This is a genomic window from Thiohalocapsa sp. ML1 (assembly GCF_001469165.1).
Lineage (GTDB): Bacteria > Pseudomonadota > Gammaproteobacteria > Chromatiales > Chromatiaceae > Thiohalocapsa.
Window position 1 is genome coordinate 1 of sequence record NZ_JABX01000049.1, and the last position, 20,493, is coordinate 20,493.

The 20,493-nt window shown below is 69.9% G+C and carries 24 protein-coding genes, 1 tRNA gene and 1 pseudogene; 2 read left to right on the forward strand and 24 right to left on the reverse strand.

Annotated features, from left to right (window positions below):
- The 19 genes and pseudogenes from ML01_RS31490 to ML01_RS22525 form a co-directional block, all read right to left on the reverse strand.
- Positions 1-88, reverse strand: a pseudogene (locus tag ML01_RS31490) (XRE family transcriptional regulator); the annotation flags it as partial.
- A 103-nt stretch (positions 89-191) separates the two neighbouring features.
- The gene (locus ML01_RS31495; RefSeq protein WP_371258235.1) at positions 192-317 is read right to left on the reverse strand and encodes a type II toxin-antitoxin system RelE/ParE family toxin; all 126 of its coding nucleotides are present in this window, start codon (positions 315-317) and stop codon (positions 192-194) included.
- 31 nt (positions 318-348) lie between these two features.
- Positions 349-426, reverse strand: a complete 78-nt coding sequence (locus ML01_RS31500; protein ID WP_371258237.1) for a hypothetical protein — start codon at positions 424-426, stop codon at positions 349-351.
- Between the two features lie 517 nt (positions 427-943).
- The gene (locus tag ML01_RS22450; protein ID WP_162268084.1) at positions 944-1,510 is read right to left on the reverse strand and encodes a type IV toxin-antitoxin system AbiEi family antitoxin; all 567 of its coding nucleotides are present in this window, start codon (positions 1,508-1,510) and stop codon (positions 944-946) included.
- Between the two features lie 137 nt (positions 1,511-1,647).
- Positions 1,648-2,055: a hypothetical protein gene (locus ML01_RS29210; protein ID WP_156427921.1), complete on the reverse strand. Its 408-nt coding sequence runs from the start codon at positions 2,053-2,055 to the stop codon at positions 1,648-1,650.
- Positions 2,056-2,568: 513 nt separating this feature from the next.
- On the reverse strand, positions 2,569-3,123 hold the full coding sequence (locus tag ML01_RS22460) for a hypothetical protein (RefSeq protein WP_058557631.1): 555 nt from the start codon (positions 3,121-3,123) through the stop codon (positions 2,569-2,571).
- 175 nt (positions 3,124-3,298) lie between these two features.
- On the reverse strand, positions 3,299-4,327 hold the full coding sequence (locus ML01_RS22465) for a hypothetical protein (protein ID WP_058557632.1): 1,029 nt from the start codon (positions 4,325-4,327) through the stop codon (positions 3,299-3,301).
- A 244-nt stretch (positions 4,328-4,571) separates the two neighbouring features.
- Complete coding sequence (locus ML01_RS22470; protein WP_058557633.1) at positions 4,572-4,844, reverse strand: hypothetical protein; 273 nt, start codon at positions 4,842-4,844, stop codon at positions 4,572-4,574.
- Between the two features lie 212 nt (positions 4,845-5,056).
- The gene (locus tag ML01_RS22475; RefSeq protein ID WP_082674559.1) at positions 5,057-6,670 is read right to left on the reverse strand and encodes an adenylate/guanylate cyclase domain-containing protein; all 1,614 of its coding nucleotides are present in this window, start codon (positions 6,668-6,670) and stop codon (positions 5,057-5,059) included.
- A gap of 187 nt (positions 6,671-6,857) precedes the next feature.
- A complete protein-coding gene (locus ML01_RS22480; protein WP_058557635.1) occupies positions 6,858-8,255 on the reverse strand; it encodes a tetratricopeptide repeat protein in 1,398 nt (465 codons plus the stop codon).
- On the reverse strand, positions 8,236-9,156 hold the full coding sequence (locus ML01_RS22485) for a hypothetical protein (protein ID WP_156427922.1): 921 nt from the start codon (positions 9,154-9,156) through the stop codon (positions 8,236-8,238). Before ML01_RS22485 ends, ML01_RS22480 begins: the two co-directional genes overlap by 20 nt.
- A 102-nt stretch (positions 9,157-9,258) precedes the next feature.
- Positions 9,259-9,334: transfer RNA gene (locus tag ML01_RS22490), tRNA-Thr, on the reverse strand.
- A 111-nt stretch (positions 9,335-9,445) separates the two neighbouring features.
- Positions 9,446-10,036, reverse strand: a complete 591-nt coding sequence (locus ML01_RS22495; RefSeq protein ID WP_058557637.1) for a Uma2 family endonuclease — start codon at positions 10,034-10,036, stop codon at positions 9,446-9,448.
- A 108-nt stretch (positions 10,037-10,144) separates the two neighbouring features.
- The gene (gene thiO / locus ML01_RS22500) at positions 10,145-11,248 is read right to left on the reverse strand and encodes a glycine oxidase ThiO (protein WP_058557638.1); all 1,104 of its coding nucleotides are present in this window, start codon (positions 11,246-11,248) and stop codon (positions 10,145-10,147) included.
- Positions 11,249-11,271: 23 nt separating this feature from the next.
- Positions 11,272-12,222 carry a 4-hydroxy-3-methylbut-2-enyl diphosphate reductase gene (ispH, locus tag ML01_RS22505; RefSeq protein WP_058557639.1) on the reverse strand — a complete coding sequence of 317 codons (951 nt, stop codon included), beginning with the start codon at positions 12,220-12,222 and terminating at the stop codon, positions 11,272-11,274.
- 195 nt (positions 12,223-12,417) lie between these two features.
- Positions 12,418-13,248, reverse strand: coding sequence for a squalene/phytoene synthase family protein (locus ML01_RS22510; protein WP_058557640.1), 831 nt, complete (start codon positions 13,246-13,248; stop codon positions 12,418-12,420).
- Positions 13,245-13,970 carry an HAD family hydrolase gene (locus tag ML01_RS22515; protein WP_254045360.1) on the reverse strand — a complete coding sequence of 242 codons (726 nt, stop codon included), beginning with the start codon at positions 13,968-13,970 and terminating at the stop codon, positions 13,245-13,247. The genes ML01_RS22510 and ML01_RS22515 overlap by 4 nt, the downstream gene beginning before the upstream one ends.
- Before the next feature lie 8 nt (positions 13,971-13,978).
- Positions 13,979-14,698 carry a bifunctional 2-polyprenyl-6-hydroxyphenol methylase/3-demethylubiquinol 3-O-methyltransferase UbiG gene (gene ubiG / locus ML01_RS22520; protein ID WP_058557641.1) on the reverse strand — a complete coding sequence of 240 codons (720 nt, stop codon included), beginning with the start codon at positions 14,696-14,698 and terminating at the stop codon, positions 13,979-13,981.
- Between the two features lie 102 nt (positions 14,699-14,800).
- Positions 14,801-15,850, reverse strand: coding sequence for a UbiA family prenyltransferase (locus ML01_RS22525; RefSeq protein ID WP_058557642.1), 1,050 nt, complete (start codon positions 15,848-15,850; stop codon positions 14,801-14,803).
- Positions 15,851-16,312: 462 nt separating this feature from the next.
- Here ML01_RS22525 and ML01_RS22530 point away from each other — a divergent pair, with 462 nt between their 5' ends.
- Positions 16,313-16,618: a hypothetical protein gene (locus ML01_RS22530; RefSeq protein WP_058557643.1), complete on the forward strand. Its 306-nt coding sequence runs from the start codon at positions 16,313-16,315 to the stop codon at positions 16,616-16,618.
- 187 nt (positions 16,619-16,805) lie between these two features.
- Positions 16,806-16,988 carry a hypothetical protein gene (locus ML01_RS22535; protein WP_058557644.1) on the forward strand — a complete coding sequence of 61 codons (183 nt, stop codon included), beginning with the start codon at positions 16,806-16,808 and terminating at the stop codon, positions 16,986-16,988.
- Between the two features lie 424 nt (positions 16,989-17,412).
- On the opposite strand, the gene ML01_RS29765 is transcribed toward ML01_RS22535, so the two are convergent.
- From ML01_RS29765 to ML01_RS22560, 5 genes are all read right to left on the reverse strand, one after another.
- Entirely contained in the window at positions 17,413-17,652 is a 240-nt protein-coding gene (locus ML01_RS29765) for a DUF3368 domain-containing protein (protein WP_162268085.1), read from the reverse strand.
- A gap of 38 nt (positions 17,653-17,690) precedes the next feature.
- Positions 17,691-18,743 carry a formylglycine-generating enzyme family protein gene (locus ML01_RS22545; protein WP_058557646.1) on the reverse strand — a complete coding sequence of 351 codons (1,053 nt, stop codon included), beginning with the start codon at positions 18,741-18,743 and terminating at the stop codon, positions 17,691-17,693.
- An 84-nt stretch (positions 18,744-18,827) separates the two neighbouring features.
- Complete coding sequence (locus tag ML01_RS22550) at positions 18,828-19,253, reverse strand: DUF5615 family PIN-like protein (protein WP_371258236.1); 426 nt, start codon at positions 19,251-19,253, stop codon at positions 18,828-18,830.
- A complete protein-coding gene (locus ML01_RS22555; protein WP_058557648.1) occupies positions 19,211-19,441 on the reverse strand; it encodes a DUF433 domain-containing protein in 231 nt (76 codons plus the stop codon). Before ML01_RS22555 ends, ML01_RS22550 begins: the two co-directional genes overlap by 43 nt.
- Before the next feature lie 119 nt (positions 19,442-19,560).
- A complete protein-coding gene (locus ML01_RS22560) occupies positions 19,561-20,424 on the reverse strand; it encodes a hypothetical protein (protein ID WP_058557649.1) in 864 nt (287 codons plus the stop codon).
- Positions 20,425-20,493: the final 69 nt, after the last annotated feature.

Consider the following 20,493-nt stretch of genomic DNA (forward strand, 5'->3'; position numbering starts at 1 on the left):
TTAGAGCGGAGCGAAGCTTCATGTTCTCAGCTTCTGCAGGGGTGTCTTCGATGGCATCCCAAATGCTGGGGAATCGCTCGTTGCCCATAATATATATCCCGCGTACTATCTAGGTATTGGGGTTGGCATCGCGGATCGGTTGGCAAAGGCGAAGAGTTGCCTGCCGAATCCTTTGATGCCAACCCTGTAGGTCATTGCTGGCGAGTAATTACCTCGCGGTAACGCCGTTTTGCTAAGTCTATGTCGTGTTGGCTTGTTTTCTCGGATGTCTTATGGAAGCAGTGAAGGACATAAACGGTGTCCGAGAACTTCGCCACATAGATGACGCGGAACGCGCCAGACTGCGTCTCAAATGCGAATCTCCTGCACCCCTGCCCCGATACCCTTCATGGGTTTCCAGTCGTCCGGCTCCAGCCCATGCGGCACCAGGTCGAGCTGGTGTCCAGCTTCGCGGCGCGCCGATTCAGGAAAAGCGCGCAGGTCGTCTAGGGATCTACCGCAAAACTCTATCTCTTAAAAACAATGGTCATTTGTCACTTCTTGTTGCCTGCTGAAAAAAACGTGGCAAAGCAGTCCATTATTCAGCTTCGACTCTAAGATCGAGGCCCCTGGGCCAGTACGAGACTAAGCGGATGCCTTGTCGTGAATCCCAGATAAGCTCCCTAGTTGCGTAGGAGCATACAAAGTTTTGTATGGGCACGTCAACAGTAGCCGTGAGAGCGCTTTGCTCCTACCCCCCCTCGCCCACATCCGCGCCGCGATCGCCCGCTGTTCTTCGCCGAGCGCGACCGCAAGCTCGTGGGTTCGCCGCCGCGTGACGACGCCGTGAATCTGGACCATCAACAAGTCTCTGGCCGCGGCGCCGACATAGAGCAGCTCTCCGCCGCCCAAGCAGCGCCGGTTGTCCGCGACCACGGCTGCCAGCATGGCGAGCTCCTGCCGATCACTTAAGTCGTGCAAAGAGATCTTCCTCGAGCGTTGCGGCTGCCTCGATGCAGCGTGCGTCTCCGGTTGCAAGGAGGTCGGCATAGATCAGCAGCGCCGGTGCCAGTTCCGGAGGCTGCTGGTCGAATCGCCAGAAACGGCTCAGGATCTCGACGTTCCCGTGGGCATCCGGCGTCATGCGGTGCTGGATCTGCATGCGATTCGCCGCCGCCCGGTTTCCATAGAGTGTGATGATCTGCGGCACGAGCACCCCGGACAATCGCGCAACGGCCGCCTCGCCGCTGAGCACGACGTCCGCTTCGCTGGGATCGATCTCGTTCCACCAACCGATATCGCTCGCGCGATAGTTGCCGAGCAGCAGCTTGGGCCGCAGCGTGCGACCGTAGGCATCCACCCACTGGCGCAGCAGCCGCTCCCCCTGCAACAAGCGCCGGCGTCCGCCGATGTCGCCGACGAACCCGAGGCGCTTCAGCTCAGCCATGACGATGCCGACGGTGCCGTGGGCAACGCCGGCGCTCTGGGCGATTGAACGATATGGCGACGACACGAGGGCGGGCTGCGCCAAGAGCGCAAACAAGACGCGCAGACCCTTATCCTGAAACGCGCGCCCGGCCGTCTCGCGCGGCCGCATGCGGGCGCCGCGTTGGCCGACGACGTAGACGAGAAGCCCTTCGCCGTCAATGTAGGCATTACCGGCGCCGTCTACGAAAGGGATGTGAAGGCCGCGAAGCCTGTCTGCGAGTGGCGGGGTAATCTGGTCCGTCGCGAGGAGAAAACGTTGTTCCCGGCCGCCTGGATTGCGCGTGCGACGCTGCCTATGTCAGATGGCCGCAATCCGCGCTTGATCAGCAGCCGGTAAGACAACGGCTTGCCTTGCCAGTGCAGTTGCAGGTTCCCGTCCCACCCGCGCTCCGATGTTGGTGCGGGGACGATGGCCGGGTCTAGGCCCAGCGACTGCAAGAGCCACAGGGCGTTGTCGAACAATTCCGGCTCTGCGGCAATGTTGATGGTGTCCAAAATATTGGCGTGTCCATGCGGCATGGATTTACCGCGATTATGGACAACTCCCCTCCCCGCGAACAGCCCGGCGGGGCGATCCGCGGCATTCAATGCGCCTCCAGCTTGGCCATCTGGCCGCCGACGGTGCTCATCTGCTCGGCCATGTGGCCGATGAGTGCTCGCGACGCGCGGGCGCTGCGGTTCGGAGAGCCGTGACCTGCAGTCTGCGGCCGTCAAGCGCTGGGGTCGCAGCGAACATGACCGCGAACAAGTGCTCGGGGTCGGCGGCCCGAACCGCAAGTTTTGGTGCGCACCAGAGCCCGAGGCCTGCTTGCGCGAAGAACGTGCCGCGTCACGCCGTGGATACGTCCACCGCCGTCGGTCCAGGCGAAGTGTTCCGATCAGCGTCCGTCCGCGCCAAGCGCGATCGACCGGCGACGCGCAATGGTCGAGGCCCAAGGGCCGACAATCTACTGCAATAGTCGCAGGGCGTTGTCGAACAACGCGGGCTCTGCGGCAATGCCGATGGTGTCCAAAACATTGGCGTGTCCATGTGGAATGGATTTGCCACGAGTATGGACATCTCCCTCCCCGCGAACAGCCCGACGGGCCGATCCGCGGCAGTCAGTGCGCCTCCAGCTTCCCGAGCTCGGACAGGATCAGCAGCACCAACCGCTCGCCCTGGCTGTCCATGCCGCGGGTGAGCCGGTCGGGGTCGCGCTCGCCTTGAATCATGGGACGGATGATGCCGGCGAGGCGGGCCATCTGGCCGCCGACGGTGCTCATCTGCTCGGCCATGTGGCCGATCAGCGCGAGCGCCTGCGGGTTGCCGGTGCGGGCGGCGTGGATCATGTGCGCGAGGCCCGGAGCGGCCATGGCCGGGTCCTGGCGCTTGGCGGGGTCCGGCAGCGTGGCCGGGTCCTGCATGCCGCGCAGCACGGCATCGGCGATGATCTGGTCCTCCTCGTCCAGGCCGCGGAAGACCGCGGGGCCGCGCTCGCCGGCGGCGATGCGCTTTAGCGCGGCCACCAGCTCGTGCCAGCCGCTCTGCTCGGCGCCGGCGAGCAGGGCATCGAATTCGGCGCGGCGCTCGGCGTTGCCGCAGGTTTGCGCCGCCTGGCGGATGAGCTCGGCGTGCACCAGTCGGATCTGCTCGTGGCGGTCGGGGAAGTCGGACATGCTATTGGGATGGCTTCGGGGTTTGGGCGCTAGATTGTAAGCGGCGAGGGGCGAGGGGCGAGGGGCGAGGGCGAGGGCCGAGGGAGCCCTCCTCGGCCCTTGGCCCTCGGCCCTCGGCCCTTTGGCGATTTCGATAGCGATCTCGATGAGGACGATGTGGGGTCGGGGAAGATTCTCACCGTCCCAGTGCTGCGATGCCCCCCGGCGTGCCGAGCTCGGTGGCGAGGCCCAGCGCAATGGCCTCCTCCGCGCCGAGCCAGTCCACGGCACCCGGGGCTGTCGCCGCGGCGCGCTCGGCCAGCGCCTGCGCCCCCTCGACGCCAAGCCCCCGCAGATAGCCCGCTTGGCGCACGATGGCGCCGCGGGTGCCGGCGTTGCCGCCGAGCAGCGGCAGCCGTTGCAGGCCGAGTCGCGCGCCCGGCGCCACGAAGCGCAGCATGCCGCCCGCGAAGGCCTGGGCGCAGGCCAGCGCGCAGTCGCCGGTGACGGCGGTGCTGAGGCCGCGGTCGCGAATCCACTGGCCGAGCCGCTCGGCCTCGGCCAGGTCCTGGCCGTTCGCGTCCAGCACGAGCCCCGTGGCGCCGACGGCGCGCACGATCTCCATCACCGCCTGCGCCCAACCGCTGCCGATGTCGCCGCTGACGATGGTCCAGTGTACGGCGGGGACCCGGGGCAGTGTCCGGGCCTTGCGGCAGTGCGCGCCGGCGGCGGCGATGGCATTGGCGGCGCCGGTGAGGCGGACTTCGACGCCGGCATCGCCGACGCTCAGGGTGACGACGTCACCGTCGCGCAGCGCCGTCACCGCGTGCTCGGTGAGCTGCACGCGCTGCCCGATGGACTGCTCGCCCACTGCCACGAGCCTGCCGTCGACCGCGGCGCGCACCGGGCCTCGGGGCAGCCGCAGCGTCCGCTGGCGAGAGAGCCAGCCCACCAGCAGCTCCGGCTGGCAGGCGTCGTCGTAGCGCACGATGACGCGGAGCCCTTCCGTGGCTGCCGGGGAACGGGCGCCGCGCGCGTCCGGCGCCCACTCGGCGCGGGCCGGGGTGGTGCCGGCGAGTACGCCGACGCAAGCCAGCAGGGCCGCGAGGGTGCCGAGCAGCCCGCGTCGGCGCGGCGGTGCCGGTGTCGCGCAGCGCGCGGCTGCAACTGGACCCGCGGCGCCGATGGCCGGGCGCCAGGTTCGGTTCGGCTTGGTGTTTCGCATGGACGTGGTACCGCCGCATCCTGCGCAGCGTTCCCCGAAGGCCGGTTGCGGCATCGGCCGGCGCACGCGCGGCGCAGACCCGCAAGCGCGCGGGATGGGCCGAATATGCCGGACAGCGGCACCGGCGCGTGTCGGTCTGCGCGGCCCGAGCGCGCTCGCACCAAGGTGCAGGACAGCGCTCGACGCTGGCGCGGCAGGTGGCCCTTCGCCCGGGGAGCTGCGTTGGGAGCGGCGGTAGCTCCGCTCAGGAATCGCTGCCGACGGCGAGTGATGCGCCGACGGCCGTCCCCGGGGCCGTCACGCTCACCTCGCCCACGGGGCTGATGCGCGCGCGCCGCTCGACGGTGGTATCGCTGTTGCGATGTGCGGCGGGGTCCGTCAGCAGCAGCGCGCCGACGCCGAGCACGAGGCCCGTGGCGAGGGCGCCGATTGCGGTCTTCTCCATCGACAGGGACGGGCTGCGCTGCGGCAGCATCGGTGAGCCGGTGCGGCTCGGCATGGGGGCAAGCTCGGTCATGGGGAAAACATCCTCATCCGGGGGCTGGTGGCGATCTAGTTGTATTCACGCTGCGGGTTGCGCGGGTCCGCAGGGCGACTACCCGCCCACTGCGCAACCGCGGCGTAAAGCGGGACATCTAGCCTCGCCGCTAGAAAACAAGCGAAAGCCCCATCGAAAAACTCGATCTTTCTGGGTGCCTGCCGGAGACGATTCCGGGCTGTCCGCTGCGCTCAGTCGGACAGTGCCACGCGTTGCCATTCGAGCCGATGCAGCAGGAGCGGCTCGTCCTTGCCCTTGACCCGCGTCGGCGGCAGTGCCGTCAGCGGCCAGCGCGCCGGATCGAGCCGTGCGCGGGTGCTGTCGGCGAGCACCACCTCGCCGTCCGCCGCGACACCGCAGATGCGGCTCGTGACGTTGGTCGTGTCGCCGATGGCGGCGTACTGCACGAGCCGCTCTGAGCCGATATTGCCCGCCGCCACCGGCCCCGTGTTGAGCCCGATGTGGATGCCGATGGGCGCGTGTCCGCGGGCGGTCCAGCCCGCGTTGAAGCGCGCCGCCGCATGCTGCATCCGTACCGCCGCCAGCACGGCCCGCTCGGCGTCGTCGTCGGCGCGATAGGGCGCTCCCCAGAGCGCGAGCAGGGCATCGCCGATGTACTTTTCCAGCGTGCCGCCCAGCGGGAAGATGATCTCCTCCACGGCGAGCTCGAACCAGGCGTTCAGCATGGCGATGACCTCCGCCGGCGGCAGCCGCGAGCAGAGCCCGGTGTAGTCTGAGATGTCGCAGAAGACCGCCGTGACCTCGGTGTCGGCAACCACAATGGTCTCGGTCTCCCGCAGGCGGCGGCTGACGGCGGGTGGAAAAAAGCGCTCTAGCCGGCTGCGGTAGGCGGCCTCCGCGCGCGCTTGCTCGATGAGTGCGGCGTTGTCCAGCGCGAGTCCGACTTGGCCGCCGATGGCGCTGAGCAGGTCCATGTCCTCCCGGGTGTAGACGCCCGTGAGGCGCAGGTTGTCCACGTACAGCGCCCCCAGGGTCCCGTCGCGGCCGGTCAGCGGTACACACAGCCCCGCATGGATGTGCTGGGCGATGATGGATGCGGAGCCCTCGTAGCGTTGGTCCGCCCCGGCGTGGCTCGTGAGCTGCGGCTCGCCGGTGGCGAAGGCGGCCTCGGCGATGTGCCGGCTGAAGAAGCCCGCGTCCTGCGGCAGCCCGTCGCGCACCCGATGCGCCCGCGGTGCGAGACCGCCCGTGTCGTCGCGCAGCAGGATGCAAGCCCGGTCCACGGCCATGTGCGTAAACAGCAGCTCCAGCGCGCGCGTGAGCAGCGCATCCAGGTCCTGCGGTCCCGCAAGACTGCGGCCGATGTCGAGCAGGATGCGGAGCTTGGCTTCGGTGCGGTCCGCGGGGGCGCCGGCGGCGAGGCGAAGCACCGACAACTCGGTGCTGCCGCCGGCCTCCGGCCCTGCGGCGGCCTGGCGCGCCGCAGCGAGGTCGGCCAGCGACCAGGGACCGGAACCCTCGGCGGCCGGGTCGGGTGTCGGCACCCCGGTTGCCTCGAAGCGGCAGCGCGTCTTGCCAAAGCCGACCTCGTCGCCATCCGCCAACTCCACCAGCATCACCGCCGCGCCATTCACGAAGCTGCCGTTGCTGCTGCCCAGGTCCTTCAGCACCGCTCGGCAGCCCGTCGCCGCGGGCACCAGCAGGATTTCCGCGTGATGGCGGGACACGCTGTCCAGGTTCAGGGGCACCGTGTTATCCGGCGCCCGCCCGACGCTGTTGCAGCCGGGCCGCAGCGGCCAGCACCGCGGCCGCCCGTCACCACCGTCCAAAATCAGTCTCGCCATCGCCGCCGCTCACGCCCGCACCGAGGAAACAGAATGTTACGGCGGGTTTGCGAAGATCGGAAGAAAAAGTTACACGCGGGAGGGACGGGGCGTTGGCGTTGTCGTCAGCGCAGTCGCCATCGACTGCGCACGCGGGATGACGATACCGACAACGAGGCGAAGGGATCGTGGCTTTCGCGGCAACGGACTAGACCCGAGCGGCGTCGGTGGCCACGTCCGCTACGTCGCAGCTCATGCCGTGCTCGGCCAATAGCTGCTCGATGTGCTCGGCTTCGGGGATGCGCAGCCCACGGGCGTCGGCGAGTGCTTGGCAGAGCAGGGTGTTGGCCTCAGCGCAGTCACGGTCGGCGGCGCGCTCGAGTAACACACGGGTGATGTTGACGCAGCAGACGAGCACTTCACGGCGGTCGCCAAGCCGCTGGTAGGCGGGCAGCTCTTCCTCCCGGCGGATGCGCAGCGCCTCGTCCAGCTCGCCACGGGCCTGGAGCACGTCGGCGAGCTTGCCCTGGGTGACGGCCGCCGAGCGCAGCTCTCCGAGGCGCTGGAAGGCCGGTAACTGCGTTTCCCGGCGGATGCGCAGCGCTTCGTCCAACTCGCCGCGGTGCTGGAGCACGTCGGCGATCTGCCCCTGGGTAATGGCCACGGAGCGCACATCACCCAGTCGCTGGAATACGGGCAGCGCCTCTTTCCGGCGGATACGCAACGCCTCGTCCAGCTCGCTGCGGTTTTGGAGCACGTCGGCGATCCTGCCCTGGGTGACAGCCATCGAGCGCGCATCGCCGAGGCGCTGATAGCCGGGTAGCTCCTCCTCGCGGCGGATGCGCAGCGCCTCGTCCAGATTGCCGCGCAGTTCCTCAAGCTCGGCGACCTCGTCCCACCACTCGAGCCGCGCGCGAACCACGCGCTCGTCATTGGAGCCCGCCGCGGCGGCAATCCGAGCCTTTAGCTCCTTGCGACGCTCGGTGCGCTCCTCGGCAGTGAAGCGCGGGTCTACGCCCCACTGCCACTCGCGCTCCGCGAAGGGGCGCAGCGCCAGGTTGGTCAGCTCCGGGAGCTCAATGCTGTCGCTGCGGCAGTCAAAGAAGTCCGGCGCACCCGCCGTTAGTTGCCCCAGGACCCGGCGAGGCACCCAGAAAACTACCGGCTGCGGGGCTTGGCGCGGCCATTCGGCGCGGCGCAGGTTGAGGCCTTGCAGGAATCCCGGTGCGAGGTCAGGGTCGTCCAGCATCCGCTCGGCGCCGGTGATCATCGCCGGCCCCGGCGTAGCGGATATGCAGCAGGCTGCGACGGTATCGAGCAGATCGTTGTCCTGATCGCCAAGGTCGATCCGGTGCAAGGTCGCTGACGGCATGGAGTCTGCCAATCGGTGGATGAGCTCATCTCGGCTCGCCGGCGCGTCGCAGGCGCAGAGGATCAACGCGAAGCCGCGGCTGCGGGTGATGGCGCGGCGCAGCGCCCGCAGCGCGTCGCCCGCTTGGGCAAGGCGGGGGTCGGACGCATCGATGCTTGCGGCATGGCCCGGCCCCTCGACGACGATCTCGGCGAGGCCTACCGCGGCGTGCAGCTCAGGGGCGGAAGCGCTCAAGGGTCCGAAGCACCGGGTTGATCTCGTACCAGATGTCGCCGTCCATGTACTCGAAGACAAACAGCAGAAAGAGCATTTGCTGGTGGGGCTCGTCCTTGGGGATGTCGCGTTGCGGTGTAGCAAAGACAGCGAGCTTGTCCCAGTCGGCGTCCGGCACCTCCCGCAATAGCGCGTTGGCGTACTTGCGCACGGCCTTCTCGGCGGCCGTGCGGGTGATGGGGAGGTCGTCCAGCTCGTTGCAGGCAGCCTGGAGGAACATCATCAGATGCCGCGGATGGCCGCCGCTCATGCGGCAGAGATGATTCAGCGTCGCGAGACCGTCGAAGGCGGCGTCCAGGCTGGTGCCAGCTTCGCAGCAGCGCCGTTCGACCATCTCCCGCATTTTGGCCATGCCTGGGGAGTCGTCGCTGATGTCGGCATTCCAGCCCGGCCGCAGCCGGATCATCGACAGCGGCACATTGTGCTCGCCGACGGCCTGTTGGAGCTGGCCAAAGCGCGGCGAGTAGATCAGCGAGATCGGCACCGTGTAGACCGTGTGCACCTTGGGCGACGCGAGGACGAACACCAGGAGATCCGGGAAATCAAGATCGTTTACGTCCAGCCGGTCGCCCACGTCGCAATAGACGACGACGAAGCCAGGCTGGCCGTCACCGGGTGCTTCCAGGATATTCTGAAGCCGGAACAGCTCGCTGGTCTTGCCGACGCCGCGATGGCCGGTGAAGAGCTTGAAGTCCGGGCGGTCGGCGGCGGCGCGCCGCAGACTCCGCGCATAGAGTGCGACCACATTTTCGTCGCCGCGCACCGGGTCAAAGTCCACCCAGCGCGGATCACCGGGATGCAGGGACTCCAGCGGCTCGCAGAGCTGATACAGGCGGGTGATGGCGGGGAGATCGGTTGTCATGGCCATCGGCGCGCAGCCGGCGTTGACGGATATCTCCCAATGCTAGACGGAAAGGTTCCGCTGGGCGAGATGTTGGAGCACTTGCAGGATAATGACGGCAGATGGAGCCGGTGAGCGGATTCGAACCGCTGACCTACGCATTACGAATGCGTTGCTCTACCAACTGAGCTACACCGGCGGGGAGGGGAGCTGGGGGCGGTGCCCGAGCAAGCCCGGCATCTTAGGACGATCCGGGCGCTTCGGCAACTGGAAACCCGGTGCGGCCGGTGCGGCTGGCGCGGCCGTGGGGTCAGCGGGCGCCGGCGTCGATGTCGACCTTGGCGTAGATCTCGGCCATCCGGATGGCGCAGTCGATGGCGTCGAGCACCAGGGTCTGGTCCAGGGTGTCGAAGGCCGTGAGCACCCAGCGCTCGTCCGTCTCGCGGGTCAGCAGGTCGATGCCGACGCGATCCTGGGCCACCAGCACGTACTGGCGCAGGCTCGGCAGTTGGCGGTAGGCCGCGAATTTGCCGCCGCGGTCGTGGCCTTCCGTGGACCGCGACAGTACCTCGATCAGCAGCGTCGGGTTGACGACGGTGCCGCGCCGCTCGTCGTAGAAGCGGGGCTCGTCGCGGAGTACGGCGACGTCGGGGTAGGTGCCGACGTTCGCGCGCTCGACGCGCACACGCATGTCGTTGCCGACGACGTAGCAAGGGCGTTGCTTCAGTGCCAGGGACAGCTCGCCGGTCAGGTTGGCGGTGATGAGATTGTGCTCCCAGCTCGCGCCCGTCATCGCGAAGACGTCGCCGTTGAAGTACTCGTGACGCGCGTCGACGCACTCGCGCTCCGCGCGGAGGTAGTCATCGAAGCTGTAGAACGCCTGCGGCTGCAACACGGACATGGGCGGACACTCGTGGATTTCCCGTCGAGTATAGATCAATGCCTCGGCGGCGCCGTGACGAGCGACGGCCGGCTCCGCGAGCAGGCGGCCAGCCCGCCGCGGCGGCGCTCAGCCCCGCGCCGCGTCCACCGCGTAGGCCGACGGCGGCAGGATGGGCTCGCGCTCGAGCAGCAGGTCGGCCAACAGCCGCGCCGACGCGGGGCCGGTGACCAGCCCGTTGCGGAAGTGTCCGGCGTTGATGAAGAGCCCGTCCGCACCGGGGTAGGGGCCGATGTAGGGGATGCCGCTCGGCGAGCCGGGTCGCAAGCCGGCCCAGTGGTCCTCGATGGGCGTGCGCCTCAGCAGCGGGAAGAGGCCGGTGGCGATGCGGTAGAGCTCTTCTTTGGCCTCGGCGGTGGTGCGCTTCTCGAAGCCCGCGTCCTCGAGCGTGCTGCCGATCAGCACGCGGCCGTCGCGCCGCGGGATCACGTAGCGCTCGCGGAACAGAGTCAGGTGCCGGATCTGGCCGGGCTTGGCGTAGAACAGGATCATCTGCCCGCGCACCGGGCGGATGTCCGGCGGGCGGCCGAGCTTGGCGAGCAGGTCCGCGGTCCAGGCGCCGGTGCAGACGACGATCTGCCGGGCGTCGATGTCGCCGGCGCGGGTGCGCACGCCCTGCACGACGCCGTCCTTCACCTTGAGCTCCAGCACCTCCTCTTGCTCGCGCAGCGTCACCCGGGGCTCAATGGCGACGCGCAGCGCCTTGGTGAGGCGCGGGTTGCGCACCTGGCCGATGCTTGGAAACCAGAGCGCCTCGCGCACCTCGGTGTCGAGGCCGGGCTCCTTCTCGGCGATCTGGGCACGGGTCAGGGTCTCGATCTGGATCTGCTCGGCGACGGCCCAGGCCTCGGCCACGGCGTGCTCTTCCGGGTCCAGCACAATGAGGCCGCTGGTGCCGTACTCGGGGTCGATGCCGGTGGTCTCGAACAGCTCGGCGCAGAGCCCGGGGTACTCCCGCTGGCTCCAGGCGGCGAGCGCCGTGACGGCGCCCGCAAAGCGCCAGGGATAGAGCGGGGACAGGATGCCGCCGCCGGCCCAGCTCGCCTGCTGGCCGGTGTCGCCCATCTCCACCAGCGTGACGGCGGCGCCAGCGGCCGAGAGCTCGCGCGCCGTCATCAAGCCGATGACGCCGCCGCCGATGACGAGGATGTCGCTGCCGGATGTTTGAGTCATGGCTGAGACCGGGTTTTAGCAGATCAGCAGGCGGGCTCGGCGGGGCGCTGAAGCGCCTTCGGCAGCGCGAAGCTGACGTTCTCGCGGATGCCGGACTGCTCCTCGACGCTGCCGGCGCCCCAATCCCTGAGCCGCTGGATGACCTGTTCGATAAGCAACTCCGGTGCCGAAGCACCGGCGGTGAGGCCGATGCGGGCGCCGTCGCTGAGCCATTCGCGCCGAATGTCGTCGGCGCCGTCGATCAGATAGGCCGGCTTGCCGTGCCTTTCGGCCAGCTCCCGCAGCCGGTTCGAGTTCGAGCTGGTGACGGAGCCCACCACCAGCACCAAATCGGAGCGCTCGGCGAGCGCGCGCACCGCATCCTGGCGATTCTGCGTCGCGTAGCAGATGTCGCTCTTCTTCGGGCCGGTCAGGTTCGGGAAGCGCTCGCGCAGCGCAGCGATCAGGCCGGCGGTGTCGTCCACGGATAGCGTGGTCTGCGTCACGTAGGCGACCTTGTCCGGGTCCGCGATGGCGAGCGCCTCGATGTCGTTTAGGTCTTCCACCAGGTGCATGCGCCCGCCGTCCGCGGCGCACTGGCCCATGGTGCCGTCCACCTCCGGGTGGCCGCGGTGGCCGATGAGCACGACGTCGTAGCCGGCCTTGCAGTGGCGGGCCACCTCCAGGTGCACCTTGGTGACCAGCGGGCAGGTGGCGTCGAAGACCCGAAGCCCCCGCTCCGCGGCTTGCGCGCGCACGTCCTGCGAGACGCCGTGGGCGCTGAAGATGCAGGTGGCGCCCTCCGGGATCAGCTCGATGTCGTCCACGAAGACGGCGCCGCGGGACTTGAGATCCTCGACCACGTAGCGGTTGTGGACCACCTCGTGGCGCACGTAGATGGGCGCGCCGAAGATGTCCAGCACGCGCTCGACCATGTCGATGGCGCGGTCGACGCCGGCGCAGAAGCCGCGGGGGTTGGCGAGGAGGATGTCCATGGCGAATCTCAAGTTGGGGAAGGGGAAAGTTTGAAGTTTGAAGGGTGAAGTTTGAAAGGGGGCGCGAAAGTTTGAAGTTTGAAGTTTGAAGTTTGAAGTTTGAAGGGTGAAGTTTGAAAGGGGGAGGGGGAAAGTTTGAAGTTTGAAGCGTGAAGTTTGAAAGGGGAAGGGACGTTCTTCCTCGGCCCTCGGCCTTTACCGCGTCCTCAGGCTGATCCAGAGCTTGCGCCAAGGCGTGAGTCCGATGCGCTGGTCGACGACGGCGAGGTGGCTGCGGCGCAGCTCATCGAGTAGCGCGGCGTGGATGCGGTACAGGATGCGCAGGGCTCGGGGCAGCGGCGCCGACGGGGCCGGCAGCGCTCGGTGCAGCGCCTCCGCCAACGGTTCGAGCAGGGTCGGCAGGCGCCCGCGGTGCTCGGCGCTGGCCAGCGCTTCGTGTGTGAGGCCGGCGTCGGCGAGCGTGTCCTGCGGCAGCACGCTGCGGTCCCTGCGGAGCAGCAGCCCGGCATCGCGCACCCGGCGCACGGCGGCGCACCAGCCGCCGTGGCTGCGGGCGGCGGCGAGGGCGGCGTCGCCGCCGCTGCCATTCGCGCGGGCGATCAGCTCGAACAGCGCGCCCAAGTCTTGCTCGTCGGCGGCACGTAGCGCCGCGGCGTCGGCGGGGCGCAGCCGCCTGATCTCCTGCTCGACCTGATCGGCGAGGGCCAGGAAGGGCGCGTCGGGCAGGCGCGCGCCGTGCGCGTCGAGCGCTGCCGCGAGCGCCTGGCTCAGCGGATGGCGCGGGGCGCCGTCCTGCGTGCGGCGCAGCTCGTCGCGCCACCAGTCGAGCTTGAGGCGCGCGACGCCTGGGTCCGAGACGTCGTCCAGGATCGCACGCACCTCGTGCCGCCAGCCCATCAGCGCGGCCAGCAGGTCGCGGTGCGACTGCGGCGCGAAGCGCACGGCGTAGTAGAAGCTGGAACCGGGCGGTGTCGCCCGGTTCGGATACCGCCACTCGGCGCTGCCCGGGCCCGCTGCGCTGCTCATGCGGCGCGCGGCGGGCGCGACGGCGGTGCCGTGGGCGGACGCGCCCCGGCGAGCCAGTCCAGCACCGCGAGCGGATGCTCCACGAGCCCGTCGGCGCCCCAGTCACGCGGATGCGACTCGGTGCCCAGATAACCCCAGCCGGCGGCCAGCGTCGCCATGCCGGCGGCGCGCCCGGCCAGGATGTCGCGCAGGTCGTCGCCGACGTACCAGCAGCGTCCCGGGTCCAGATCCAGCAGCGTGCAGGCGTGCAGCAGCGGGTCGGGGTGCGGCTTGGGCCGCGCCGCCGTGTCGCCGCTGACGATGCAGGCGGGCGCCGGCATGGGTGCCAGCGCCGCGAGCAAGGGCTCGGTGAGCCAGGCCGGCTTGTTGGTGACGATGCCCCAGCAGAGCCCTTGTTCCACCAGGGCACGGATGAGCGGGTCCATGCCGTCGAAGGGCCGGGTGTGACGGCAGATGTCGGCGGCGTAAAGATCCAGAAACGCCGTGCGCAGGTCCGCGTAGCCGGGGTCGTCCGGCACCAGGCCGAAGCCGGCGCCGATCAGCCCGCGCGCGCCGTTCGACACATGCGGGCGGATCTGCGCCGCCGCCAGCGCGGGCCGGCCGTGGTGGGCGAGCAGCGCGTTCAGTGCCGCGCCCATGTCGGCGGCGGTGTCGGCATAGGTGCCGTCCAGGTCGAACAGCACCGCGGCGCGGGCGCCGCCCGGCGGGGATTGCGGCGGCACGGTGTGCCTCAGCCGTGGGCGGGCCGGCGACACGCGGCCAGGTAGTTGACCGAGATGTCGTCCGGTGCGAGCCGATAGGTTCGCGTCAGCGGGTTGTACGACAGCCCGGTCAGCTCGGTCGTGCGCAGCTCCGTCGCCCGCACCCAGCGGTCCAGCTCCGCCGGGCGGATGAAGCGGCCGTAGTCGTGGGTGCCGCGGGGCAGCAGGCTCAGCATGTACTCGGCGCCGACGATGGCGAAGAGATAGCTCTTGGGGTTGCGGTTCAGCGTCGAGAAGAACACGTGTCCGCCCGGCCGCACCAGCCGCGCGCAGGCGGCGACGACGGAGCCCGGGTCCGGCACGTGCTCCAGCATCTCCATGCAGGTGACGACGTCGAAGGCGCCCGGCATCTCGTCGGCCAGTGCCTCGGCGGTGATCTGCCGATACTCGACCGCGACGCCCGTCTCCAGCGTGTGCAGCTCGGCGACCCGCAACGGCTCCTCGCCCATGTCGATGCCGAGCACCTCGGCGCCGGCCGTGGCCATGGACTCGGCGAGGATGCCGCCGCCGCAGCCGACATCGACGACTCGCTTGCCGGCGAGCTTGACATGGCTCTGCAGGTAGCCCAAACGCAGCGGATTGATGTCGTGCAGGGCCTTGAATTCGCTCGCAGGGTCCCACCAGCGCGAGGCGATGGCCTCGAACTTGTGGATCTCGGAGGCGTCGATGTTCGGTGCTGTGTCGGTCATGGGTGTCCTTGGCATCGTGTCGAGTCGGGGTGGGAGTTGGTAGCGGAGGGGCGTGATTTCGAGCCGCCCGTGGATCGGATCACGCGGATCGGATACGGGCGCTTAGGTGGGCGGCACGCGATAGCCGAGCAGCCACACCGGCACCAGCAGCGTCAGCAGCAGCGCGGCCGCCAGGCGCTGGCCGTCCCCGGCCAGGAGCAGCGCGTCCAAGGCAATGCTGCAGAGCAGCATAAAGGCGACGCTCGCGCGCACGCGGGCACGGGTCGGGTCTTGCTTCAGGCGCAGCAGCCGCCGCAGCAGCAGTGCGCCGCCCAAGGCCGTGAGCGCCACCGCGTAGGGGTCGGTGAGGATGCCGAGCGGATAGAGCGCCAGCGCCGCAGCGAGTGCGAGCCCCAGCACCACCACGGCACGGCGCACGCCACGGCTACTCGGCGCGGTACCGGCCCGGTGCAGTACGGCGAAGGCCAGCGTGTAAAGCAGCACGGGCAGCGCCAGCAGCAGCTCCGGGATCAGCACCAGCCCGGCGCTCAAGCCCAGCAGCCAGTTGAGCCAGCGGGCCAGCGCCAGCAGCAGCGGTCCCGGCCCGCGGTGCTTGATGCCGCCGACGTAGGCCAGGATCACGGCCGCGAGCAGCAGCGTCAGCACGAACGGCCCCGGCCCCGCGAGCAGGCCGAGCACGACCCCGGCGGCGAGCAGGCCGAAGCCCGCCGCCCAGGCCGCGCGCGGGGCGATGCGCCCCGACGGCAGCGGGCGCTCCGGGTGCGCCACGCGGTCGCGCCCCAGATCGAAGCAATCGTTCAAGATCATGCTCGCCCAATACAGGCAGGTGGCGATGGCGAGCTGCAGCGCCAAGAGCCGCCAATGCGGGCTGCCGAGGGTGGCGATGAGATGCGCGGCGATGACGTTGGACCAGGCCGTGAACAGCGTCGGCACGCGCACGAGCTGGAGCCAGGCGTCGAGCCGCGCGAGCCGGCCGTGGACGTCGCCGGTGCTCATGCGGCGCTCGCCGGTGCCCGACTGTGGCCGGCCGACGCGCACCGCGTCCGGCGTGCGCGACCGCGACTGACGCCCGCGCGCCGATGCGTCCACCGGCTGCGGCAACTGCTGCTGCAGCAACTGCTGAGGGTGCTCTTGATCCGGTTCATGCGGCAACGGCTCTGGTTCCAGCGTCCGCGCGCATGATACCCGGCCGTCGCCGCCGCAGCATGGCGGCCGGTCGAGCCGAGGTGTTGATGTGCCGGCCGCGAGGCTTGGCGCCCGTTGTCGGGGGGGCGCGCCCGGCGGCTTGCTCAAGGCCGCGGGCTTGCGGGACTCGGTCGGTGCCGGCCGGGCGCCCGCGGGCGAGCGCCGCAACGCCGCACCGGCGCGCGCCGGCATGCCATGACCACCCGCGCCGCAGGCAAAGCATCCGCCCGCTACTCACGCGCGGGCCGTGCAGAGCCGCGCACGCGGTCACGGTCAACAACCGTGCATTTCGCCGGCCGCTAAGCGGCCCGGAGTTGATCTGGTGCAGCTAAGCCCGCCCGAGCGGGCGGCCCGCGGCGTTAGCATGGCGTGGCCGGCGGCGCGGCCGTCAGCGACGAGCAACATCCATGCAAAGAGGTACCTGCATCCATGGCCACCAAGATCGTCTGGGGTTACTGCAACGAGGACGGCGAGGTCGAGTCCGGTTCCGGTGACTTCACCGTGTCCGAGGAGTCCCAGCCCGGCTTCTACGACATCGTCTTCAAGCCCGGCACCTTCACCGGGCAGCCCGCCATCACCGGCAGTTGCGTCAGCAACAGCCAGCAGGCCCCGGTATTCCAGGTCTATGAGGTGAATGGCGCCAAGGGGTTCACCATCGAGACCCGCGACGCCCACACCGGCAAGCGCGACTCGCGCGCGTTCATGTTCATGGCCGCTGGGCCGGCGGAGAACTGAGCGGGCGCTGTGCAGGCCGGCGACGGCCTGCGCGCTTGCGCCGGTCACGGCACGTTGCGGACAATCGGCCGCCCGTGCCGGCGGCGCGCGCCGCTTGCGCGTCGGCGCGGTATCCATCTCGGCGGTTTCGACGGACGGGAGTGACCGATGGGCGAGGGCAGGATCATGGGCCGTCGGCGGCCCCGAGATGCAGACCGACGCCCGCGGCATCACCTGTGTGCGGGTTTGCGGGGGGAGCTTTTCCATGGGCTCGTCGGCGAGCGAGGACGAGCACATCGACACCTACGCCCGGGAATACGTGGAGGTCTTTGGCGGGGAGGTCGAGCAGCGCTCCTGCGCTCCGCGCTCCGGGTCGTCGACAGGCCCGTGAGCCGGGTCGACCTCCTGGGCCTGCGTTGTGTTCGTTCCGGCGCCCGCCAGCCTTGACCCCTTGTCCTCTTGACCCTTTGTCTTCCGACCGCGGCGCAGCGGCGTTGACTGGAGTGTTGACCTCCAGGTCAACACGGCGACAGCGCGGGGTGCAGTGAAGCGCCGCGAGCGGAGCCGACCGGGAGGTCGGCTCTCCGGCCCGGCTCCCCATCTCTCCAGCGCCGGAGCGGCGGCCGACGAACCTCTGCCTGGCTCCCACGCTCCAGCGTGGGAGCAAGGGCCGGCGCTCCAGCGTCGCGTGGCTGTCGGGCTGGCGCCGCGCCCCCGCCGAGCGTGATCTCGCCGCCGCCGACCGACCCGCCCGGGCGCAAGAGCCACGACGCGACACCAAACGCACGCCGCCGCATCACGCTTGCAGGCGACCTTTACACCTCGCCGGCCTTGCTCAAGATCGCGCTGCGAGTGTTCGCGCTCAACCGAAAGCCCCGCCGTTGCAGGGCGTCGATGAGGGGTGTCACCGACGACACCAACCCGCGCCGCTTGGCGTCCAGCAGGATGCCAAGCGTCCCGGTCAGCGGGATACCCAAGGCCTCGGCTTGCCGCCGACCCAGCGCGCCATCGAGGATCACGACGGGATCGGCGCACTCCAGAGCGAGCAACAACACCGCCGTCTCCCCGGGACCAAGATTCGCAACCCACGGAGTCACCAGCTCCATCGACGGAGCGCGCACATCCGCCCAAGGCAAGGCTTCCGGCGCGGGCACGTCGATCCCCTGGCGCTCACCCTCTGCCTGCAAGCTCGGCTGCGACGGCCGTGGGTACGATGATCCGTCCGACCAGCCGGGGCAGCAGGTCGAGCTGCCCGATCTGGTGCAGATACTGAAGCGGCGACGGTTGCAGCCGGCCCTTGGCATTGCTGCGGTACCAGGCGTAGCGCTTGGCATGGGCCAGGTTGCTGCCCCAGAACCAGTCGGCGCCCGGCCAGCCAGCCGCGCACGCCCTCGATCAGGGTGGCGGTGCCGGCGCGGCAGGCGTATTCCCACTCCGCCTCGGTGGGTAGGCGCCAGCCGTCGGCGGCGCGGTCCCAGTGCCAGTCGCCGCCGGCGGCTTGGCGGTAGCAGGGTTGCAGACCGTCGCGCGCCGACAGGGCGTTGCAGAAGGCGAGCGCGGTGGGCCAGTCGATGTGCGTAGCAGGCAGCTTGGCATCCTTGCCGTCGGCCGCCCATTCGTCCGGCGCGCTCGGCATGACTGCCAGCCATTGGCCGCGGGTGATGGGGGTGCGGGCCATGCGGAAGGCGGAGACCTGGACCGCGTGCACGGGCTGCTCGAGGGCCAGCCAGTCGCGGACTTGCCGCTCGCGTTCCTCCGGCTTGCCGCCGAGTATAGGCGCCCATTCCCTGGCATAGCGGCGCACCTGCTCGGCGCTCGCCGGCTCCGAGCCCATGCGGAAGCCGCCGGCGGGGATGGCGATGGTCTCGAACAGCGGCGGCGGCCGGGGCGGGGCGGGTGGCTCGGGCGGCGCCGGCGCCGGCGCCGCCTCGTCCAGCAGCGGCTCCACGCGCAGCGCGAGCAGCAGCCCGGCGGCGATGGCCGCGAGCCAGAACAGCAGCGCGCCGGGGCCGCTGAGGCCGAGACCAACGCGGAACGCGAGCCAGCCCAGCCCGAGCCCGAGCAGCCACAGCAGCGCGGCCAGCCAGCGGGCGGACACCGGCGCGGTGAGCAGGCGCAGGGGGAGGAGGTGACGAGCGCGGTGCATGCTGTGGGCAACGGAGCGAGGACCCGGCCGCGGCCGGAATCCGAGGGATCAGGAAGGCACGGAAGCGGACGTGGGGGTTGCGGTTTACCGGTTCGCCGGCGTGGCGATGCGCAGCGGCAGCTGACGAACCCGAATCGTTGCATCCGACACGGTGACGAAGACGCCGGCCGCCCAGTCAATGTCGTCGAGGCCAAGCACCGCCGATAGGCGCTCGTTCACAGCGTCCGAGGTGTCCCTGACGAGCCGGAACAGGATGACGCTGGGCATCTGCTCTCGGCTGGCCGCCATCAGGTAGCCGAAATCGAGATCCATCGTCAACAATATGCTCTGCTCGGATCGAGCCTTGTCCAGAATGAAGTCGTCGCTTGCGCGTTGGAGATCTTGTTCGCGCACGTGGGTGGCATGATGCCCCCGAGACCGCAGCCACTCGACGGTCAACGGCGACATGTTCATATCCGCGAGAAACCTCACGCGGCGCGATCCTCGTGGACATGGTCGGATGCCAGCCACGCCGCGTAGGACAGTGCTGCTTGGATGTCTTCCGGCTCCAGATCCGGATACTCGGCGGCGATCTCTTCTCGGGTCATGCCGTTGGCGATGAGCCGTATGATCCGGGCGGCGGTGATGCGCATGCCGCGGATGCACGCCTGGCCGCCCATGACCTGCGGGTCGAAGGTGATGCGCTGAAATGCCTGCATGGCTCGCTCCTCGGGTTGAACCTAGGAAGGCATGTTAGCCCATCGCCGCCCGGTGCTTGCGCCCGCGCGCGGGGCGGGCGCGGGGCAAGGCGCCGGCGCCGCGCCGGGCGGTACTCGCCTCAGCGGCGGCTCCGCCCCGCCGCGAGCCGGCTGCCGCCGACGCCGGCGCTCGCCGCCCATAGGGGCAGCAGCGCGAAGAGCCCGGCGGCGCCTTGCAGCAGCACGGCGATGAGACCCGTCGCCAGTGCCAGCCCCTGACCGGCGCGGACCCTGGCCGGGCGCAGCGGTGCGCCCGTCGCGTCGCCCGTGCTCTGCATTCGGCCGGCGGCGCGCGCCGACGGCAGCAGCAGCAAGGCGGCGGCCAGCGCGGCGAGCAGCGGCAGCCAGGTCGGCGCGAGCGGATGCGCCACCGCGGGGGCGAAGGGCTGCGGCGCAGCGGCGGCGATGACCGCCGCCACCGCCAGGGCCGCGCCGCCGACCATGAGCCGACGGCGCGCACGCGGCGGCAAAAGCCCATCGAGCAGCAGGGCAGCGGCACCGGCGACGAGGTACAGGGGTTGGCCCTGTGTGGTCAGCCAGAGCCCGAGCGCGAGCAGGCCGATGCCGTCGGCGACGCTCGCGCCCAGGCCGGAGGTCCGGTTCAGCACGCGCGTGGCAAGCAACAGCACGAACAGCGCGGCCAGGTCCGGCAGCGCGGCGCCGCTCGCGCCGGCCGCGAGCAGCGCCGCGGCCATGATGCCAGCCGCCGTGAACGCGGCGCCTTCGGCATCCGGGTCCAGCTCACGCGCGAGCGCCCAGGCCAGGAAGACCGCCACGGCGCCGACCACGGCCCAGCCGGCGGCGGCGAGCCAGTGTCCCGTAACCGCGCCGCGCCCCAGCCAGGCGAGCGCGAGCACGGCCAGCGTGCCGCTGCCGATCCAGCGGTTGCTCGGGTAGCCCGGGTCCAGCGGGCGGGCCACGCCGGAGATGTGTTGCAGATCCATGGCGATGCCTCGTGATGGATAAGGATGGCGACAGACCTTGGGGCGTCGTCGCGCAATCCAGCACCGCGT